The 7,235-nt window shown below is 60.2% G+C and carries 6 protein-coding genes; 5 read left to right on the top strand and 1 reads right to left on the bottom strand.

The features are described 5' to 3' along the window. The coding region (locus tag DQW77_RS11105) for an ATP-binding protein (protein WP_181711244.1) at window positions 1–237 on the top strand (237 nt) is incomplete at its 5' end. A gap of 32 nt (window positions 238–269) precedes the next feature. On the opposite strand, the gene DQW77_RS18780 is transcribed toward DQW77_RS11105, so the two are convergent. Beyond that, the gene (locus DQW77_RS18780; protein ID WP_147094965.1) at window positions 270–644 is read right to left on the bottom strand and encodes a helix-turn-helix domain-containing protein; all 375 of its coding nucleotides are present in this window, start codon (window positions 642–644) and stop codon (window positions 270–272) included. Between the two features lie 985 nt (window positions 645–1,629). Here DQW77_RS18780 and DQW77_RS11095 point away from each other — a divergent pair. The 4 genes from DQW77_RS11095 (at window position 1,630) to DQW77_RS11080 (ending at window position 7,229) form a co-directional block, all read left to right on the top strand. Further along, complete coding sequence (locus tag DQW77_RS11095) at window positions 1,630–1,896, top strand: LexA family transcriptional regulator (protein WP_113258291.1); 267 nt, start codon at window positions 1,630–1,632, stop codon at window positions 1,894–1,896. A 125-nt stretch (window positions 1,897–2,021) separates the two neighbouring features. Continuing rightward, window positions 2,022–4,418 carry a helix-turn-helix transcriptional regulator gene (locus DQW77_RS11090; protein ID WP_113258290.1) on the top strand — a complete coding sequence of 799 codons (2,397 nt, stop codon included), beginning with the start codon at window positions 2,022–2,024 and terminating at the stop codon, window positions 4,416–4,418. Window positions 4,419–4,481: 63 nt separating this feature from the next. Beyond that, entirely contained in the window at window positions 4,482–6,017 is a 1,536-nt protein-coding gene (locus tag DQW77_RS11085; protein ID WP_113258289.1) for a hypothetical protein, read from the top strand. 27 nt (window positions 6,018–6,044) lie between these two features. Further along, window positions 6,045–7,229 (top strand): DUF3631 domain-containing protein, encoded by a 1,185-nt coding sequence (locus DQW77_RS11080; RefSeq protein WP_113258288.1) that lies wholly within the window; start codon window positions 6,045–6,047, stop codon window positions 7,227–7,229. Window positions 7,230–7,235: the final 6 nt, after the last annotated feature.

The raw sequence follows: 7,235 nt of genomic DNA, 5'->3' as shown, positions 1-7,235 counted from the left end.
TATATCCCATTCCCGAAATCTGGCGGGTCGCTGCTGTTTCATCTGATCAGCAAGCTGTATGAGACGACCAGCGTCATCATCACCACAAACCTCGAGTTCGGTGAATGGGTGTCTGTCTTCGGCGATGCCAAGATGACCACCGCGCTGCTGGATCGGGTTACCCACCACTGCAGCATCATCGAGACGGGCAACACATCTTACCGTTTCGCCCAAAGCAAATCTCGAACAAAATCCTGAACCAGAAAAAGCAAAGCCCACAGACGAGCCTGCTATATGGGGGGCGCTCGCCTGTGGGCTTTGCTACCCCCCAGGTGGGTCATTTTTAAATGATCACGATGGGTCAGTTTTGAATGCAGATTGACAGGCCCCTGTCGGGATTTGCTTACCACGGTCGAGGATGAGCCAACGCCCATCGTCTGGTCGTATCCAGATCCGCGCTGGCTTTGGTCTGCGTCCAGTTCTTCCCATGGCTCAAGTAGGTACCTATCAAGTGCTTGCGAATGCACCCGATACTGCTTTCCAACCTTCCGGGCCGCAAGCCTTCCTGCACGAATTTCCCGGTAAATCACACCCGTTTTTACACTTAAAATTTGGGCAACTTCTTTGACGTCGTAGACGCTGGGATATGCAAAATTTTCCTTCATGAAAGGAAGCTTGGCCAAACCGTTTTTTCGCGGAGTCTGAAGCGGAAGTTCTTTTCAATCCGGGTTTAATCACCGGCAAGCGAAAGACCTGCAAAAGACATGGTTCAACCCCCGATGTGTCCATGAGGAAAGGTGATTTTGGTGCGATCTGTTAGAAATCCAGTCAGCGCCGCTCGGAGTCCTGTTAGGATTTCCACACGAATTTTCCCTGTCAGGCACCGGATATGGTAGATTCCACGCTGTCAGATCGACATATGACGGACCGAATTCAATACACCGTGGATGTCCGAATTGCAGGACCTTATCAGCCAGGCGGCCCAATAATCTAACGATTTCAATAACTTAGTGTTCGCGATGGCCCGTTTTTGGAAAGAAATTCGGGCCATCGGCTTGGAAAGCCGATATTTTTCCGTCTCCCGGGCCCAATTCCATGACAGCTCGAAATCGACAAATTTGAGCCCCTTACCTGCACAGGCCTTCTGAAAAAGGCGTGTTTTCAATGCGTTAGACTGTGCAGCAGCGCTGTGCAGCACACATTCGACGCGCAGCCGGTCTTGCCGTGCCCTGAACGGCGTAACCCATTATTATTTCTGTAAAAAAGAGAGAGATGGGCACGCGGCGCAGGGCTGTGCAGCAAGGTGTGCAGCAGCTGTGCAGATGAGCGTGCAGCACCCGCCTAACAGAACAATTCGTGAACATTCAATTGAACGTCGAAAACCCCTTGGATATAAGGGAGTTACCGGCCCGCCGTGCAGCAGAACGCCTCTGTGCACGTAATCTTCAACAACGAGGCCGGCACCGCTTGAGAACAGGCGGATCACCTATCGCGCAGTCCCGACCGAGGGCAATTCCGCCCGCGTGTCCGACCACAACATATTGTGGTTGGGCTGAAATCGCGCAACCGCACCATGCGTACTGCGCGCTTGAAACGCGATGCGGAACCCCGATACTTAGGATCACGGACCACGAGGGGGACGTCGTGAAAATGCAGAATCCGGTGCCACCGACAAAGCGGCAGCTCGAGCTTCTCGGCTTCATGGCGGACTACCACGCGGCCCACGGCAAATGGCCCAGCCAAAGGGAGATCGCGAAGGCGATGGGTGTGAACAGCTCGAACATGTCCGGCTATATCCGGCAACTGATCGGCAAGAGCCTCGTCCGCAAGACGACGGCGAAGCACCGTAACGCTGAACTGACCTCCACCGGGTGGCGCGTGATCAGAACAACGGAGCAACAACAACGACTGATGTAGGACACCTGAATTAGGAAGGCCCCGACGAGCGGCAACTCGTCAGGGCCCAAAAGTCATCGAGACATTCGCCACATCTCGATGACGAGCTTACCCTCCGGGTGTCCCCGGTTCAAGGGGGATTCGTCATGTGTGCAAAAGACACAGCGATATTCAATGAAAGCGTCGAAAAGGACCCGGTGTGGTCCACCGATCGGATTTATCCGTCCTACGGGCGCCTGTTCCAGGTGTCTCGAGCCGCGCGGCGCGCGGGTCTCGAGCACGCGGGACGGACGCCGGAGCAGATCAACACGGGCCTGGCGAAGTTCGATTGGGCCTTCAACAGGTTCACCGAGGCCGGAGGCATCTTCATCGACGAGCCGCTCGATGATCGGATCCTGCACAAGCCCACCAATGACAGGGTCCTTCGGCGCACGCTGCGGCAGCTGAAAAAGACCAGCCATGACGCCATGCGGTCGCAGCTGCGACAGCATGTGCGCCCGATCGCGCTCGACTTGGCACGTAAGGCCGGCAGCTACGCCTCTCTCGCCGAGACGCTCAAATACCACATGCAGCTGCGCAATATCACCGACGCGGAGCTGGCCAACCGGGTCGGGCTGCACATCAACACGCTACGCGGATGGATCAATCGCGAGATCCTGCCGACCACGGCTCAGAACCTGCAGCGCCTCGTCGCGCTTGAGCGCGCCCTCCAGGTGGCTCCCGGCACGCTGATGCTGCTGGTCAATGGCCCCCGCACACACGACAAGATACAGGCCGGGCTTCCCAGCTTCGACACACTGACGGAGGCCCTGCAGCATTTCATCGAATTGCGTGGCTGGACAGCCAAGGGGCTCGCGCAGGCCGCCGGCGTCCGCTTCACCACGCTCCTGACCTGGCTTCAGAAGGACTGCCGCCCGCGACGTGATGATACCGTGGCCCACCTGGCCCGGGTCGAACAGGTCCTCGAGCTGCCCAAGGGAACACTGCTGCACTACACCGACGGCGTGTATCGTTACATGACGGCAACCTACAGCGATTTCGGCCTCACGAAGCACGTCTGGGCGATTGTCCGCAGCCACCTGCCAGATGACTTCGATGCCCGATCGCGCCCCGAGCAGGAGGAGATCGTCAACTGGTGTCTGGAGAACATCTGGCGGATCCCGCGCGATGAGGATGACGATGGCGGAGACCGATCGCCCTATCGGTGCAAGTTCGATCGCGGGGACGGGACCCCAGACGTGCGTGACGGCGCCTTCCTCGCCCCTGCCGGGCTTCAGCGGGAATACGACGCCCTCATCGAGTTCAAGACCGCATACCCTGCTCCCATCGGGAAAAAGCGTGGGGTCGCGTGGCGTGACGGCACCATCTCGGCACGGACCACAGCCTTCGAGATTTTCTTCGGTGCGCTGCGCCAAGTGGCTCCGGATATGCCGGGCGACATGATGAGCTTCCTCAATGCTGCCGACGAAGCGCAGGTTCGGAAAGTCATTGAGCATATTGTCGCGCGACGCGGTATGCCGACCACGACCATCATCGCGGTATTGAATGCGGTCATCGCCCTGTTCAACCCGAACGACGGTTTCGTCGCCCAACACCGGGAGGTGTTCAGTGAGCGGTTCCCGGGGATGCCCGCGGAGGATGATCTCACCCGGTTCTGCGAGCAGGTGGTCGAAAGCCTGTACGCCGAATACGACGCGTGGATGGATAAGATCACCGTCGGGCGCAGCAGCTTCAAGGCCGTCGATGTCGTCCTGAGAGACGACCATCCACTCGAAGCTTACCATGCGATCGTTGAACATATCGACACCAGAACGCCGCCGCGCTCGGTCCAGGAACTCGAATGGGCGCGCTGTCAGCGCCGGTCGATGCTCGTCCATCTGCTTGAGGTTCTACCCCTCCGCAGAAAGGACTTGGCATCCCTGATCCTGCTCGACGAAGACGCCGCGCCTCCCAGCTTCGCCTCCCTCACACGGCGCAATCACGGGGTTGTCTACTTCAAAAACGGCAAATGGCGGTTCCGCCAACCCAAGACGGTGTTCAAGAACCATGGAAGTCCCGCCACCAGCGATATCGATGTCGCACTGGTCAATTGGCGCGACCTCTACGATCGCATCGACCGCTACGTTGAGGCCCGCAAGGTCCTGCTCGGTGATGGGCCGGATCACGGGCAATTCATCGTCAAGGACAATAGCCAATCGAACAGCAAGCCGGAAGAACCGCTCGATGCAGATGAGCTGTCGAACCTCTTCCTCGACGCGATCCGGAAATTCGGCGTCTACAATCCCTACACCGGAGCCGGGGCCATCCGGGGCCTGGGCATTCATCGCATCCAATCTGTACGCCATGTCGTCGCCACGCATCTCGCAAAGGTCGTGGAGTACGACGCGGCCGCTGCGCGCCTGTTCGATTCTGTTCAGCAGATCATCACAACTTATGCAGACTACACCGCCGAGGAAAAATTCGAGGATGCCGATGCCGGTTACTCGGAGGCCTTCGATGATCCCGTCGAACCGCGGCGCCGGAAGAGAAAACGGGCGAACTGATGGAGATCGTGACGTTCGCACGAAACCCGGACGGACGAGCCCGGGTGTCGGGAGGTGTTTTCGATGGCGGGTAACGGTCACTACGATGCCGATCGGATCCGGCAACTCCTCAAGAGCGAGGGAAATATCCGGCGGGTGATCGACGATCTCTATGGCCCGGATGCGGTCTATGATGCCCGCAGCAAGGTGATCACCATTGCCGATGTCCTCGGGGGGAGCGGCGAAAGCTGCAAGATTCAGCTCTCCGGCACCTACGCCGGCCGCTTCCGGGATTTCAATCCCGGCGGCACACGCGAAAGCGGAGACCTCATCGACGCGGTGATGGAAGTCCGGCGCCTGTCCTTCCCGGAGGCCCTGGCCCATGTCGGGGCGCTTCTCGGTGAAGCGCCACGCCTGCAAAGCGTGGAGACACCGAAAAAGCCACCCGCGTCCAAGACCCACGATGACCTGCAGCCGATCAACCCCGAGACCCTGATACGCTACCAATCGCTTCTGGACCGGGAGCCGCGAGCCATCGCCTATCTCGAAGGGCGCGGCCTGAACCGGGGCACGATCGAGCGCTTCGGTCTCGGGATCGCGCCGCCCTACCCCCACGACGCCCCGAAAGACAGACAGACACGCTTTGCCCTCACCTCCCCGATCGTGGATCGCCGGGGCCGGTTTCTGGGGCGGATGCCCAAGACCACCATTCCCGATCTCACCACCAATCCCCGGGACGCCAAGGGCTGGTGCCACGGGAATCCGCAATCCTACTGGGACGGGAAAATCGGCCACAAGACCCGTCTATTTGTCACCGAAGGAATGAAAGATCTCTGGCGGCTTTCCCAGGAGATGCAGGGCACCGGGCTTGGCAGCGAAATGGCCCTGCTCACCTCAACCCACGGCTCCGGGATTCCCGAGGAATGGAAGGACCCCGAGTTCTGGGCCCCCTGGGACGAGGTATTTCTTGGCCAGGATGCTGATCCAGCGGGCCAGGCTATGGCCCAGAAATGCCGCCGGCTGGCAATGCGCGATGTGCGCCGGATGCGCCCTCCCGGTGTCGAAGGAGCCGATTGGACGGATTACTTCCAGTCTGGCGCCCGGCTGACCGAGTTCGAGGCCCTGCTCGCTGAGGCTCCACGGCTGGAAGCAAGGATCGAAGAGGCCAAACCGGATCGCCCTCTCGATGCGGATGACGACGGCGAATACGCCATCGAGCGGATCAACATCAACGGCGCCTTTCAGAAGGGTCAGCTCTACTACCCGTTCCGGGTGCGCCGGACCGAAACCGTCGAGGTGCTTGAACACCTGCCCGATGGTCGCCGGATCAAGGTCCCGAAGAAGACGCACGTCCTGGTCACGCAGATCGTGCGCTCCGATGGCGATGTGCTGACCCCGAAGGAAATGCCTTCGCCTGCCGGCACGGCGGACGAAGATCGGATCATCGCGCTGGAAGACGGCACGATCATCACCTCGATCCCGCGGCCCGAGGATTATGCAACCTGGCGCACCGAAAGTATCAACGCCTACATCGCCAAGGTCCGGGAAAACCAGGAGCCGCACCGCCCCTTCGGCGAGATTATGGCCGATCTCCTCGACCACCTGCGCACGACCACCTAGCTGCCGCACGAGCCCGATTATGCGTTGATGGCCGCCTATGTCGCGATGAGTTATGTCTATAACGCCTTCGAGGCGATCCCGATGCTCCTGATGAACGGCGAAAAGGGATCCGGGAAATCCACGACGGCCGAGGCCATCGCGGATCTCAGCTACAATGGCCATGTGCTCGGGGCCGGGTCCGAAAAGGCGATGATCCGCTTCGTCGATATGGGCCGCGGTCTGCTGGTGCTCGACGATCTCGAAAAGGTCGGTCAGCGGCGCGGCCGCCAGGGCGCCGCCGAGTTCAACGACATCAACCAGATCCTCAAGGTCTCCTACAACAAGAAGACCGGGGTAAAGACGATCGTCGACTCCAACGGCAACAACCAGCGCCTGGTCTTCTACGGTCCCAAGGTCATCACCAATATCTCCGGACTGGACCCGGTCAATGAAAGCCGGACCTACACGATCCATTGCCGGCCGATGCCGCTCGATGTGGCCCTTTCCGGGCGCATCAAAGGCCACAACCGCGAGCGCTGCGATGAGTTGCGCCAAGAGTTGCACGCCTGGGGGATGGCCCAGGCCCGCACCGCACGGGAAATCTACGAGGAACGGATGGCCACGCTTGGGGATCGCGCCAAGCAGATCGCGGCCCCGCTCGAGGTGATCTCGGAGATGGCGGGCAATGAAGACTTCTCCGCACAGCTCAAACAGGCGATCGAGCGCCAGGGCGCCCGCCGGGCCGAAGATGTTACGCCGATCGACCTGCTCGTCGCAGCTGCGACAGAAGCCGTGGCGCGCGGTGCCCGCCACTATGTCAGCGCCGAACAAATCCGGCTGGAACTTGCCCTGATGCCGGAGGCGATGATGTGCTCCCCCGCGCAACCCGAAGATCTGGCCGTTCTCGAGGACACGCGCTGGATCGGGAAAACGCTTCTGGCCCAGGAAATCCGGCGCACCAACGAGAGCAAGCGCCTGCGCCTGCCCGGGGGTTATAACCGCTGGTATGACCTCAGCCCGGGTTTCGTGGCGCGCGTTCTGCAAGAGAAGGCCGAGGCCGGCGAACCCGTTGCGGCCCCCCACCCTGGCGACGATCCCCGGCACGCGCTGCGCTACTGCGAGGACCAACCGGGCTGCGCGAGTTGCCCTTATTCCGGGTCCTGCCGGATCGTCCAGAAAGACATCTACGAACAGAAATCCCGAATGACGGGACCGATTGGAGGGAAGACATGATCAGCA

Origin of the sequence: Roseovarius sp. TE539 (genome assembly GCF_003298505.1) — a bacterium.
GTDB lineage: Bacteria > Pseudomonadota > Alphaproteobacteria > Rhodobacterales > Rhodobacteraceae > Roseovarius.
This window is presented reverse-complemented; position numbering and strand designations above follow the sequence as displayed.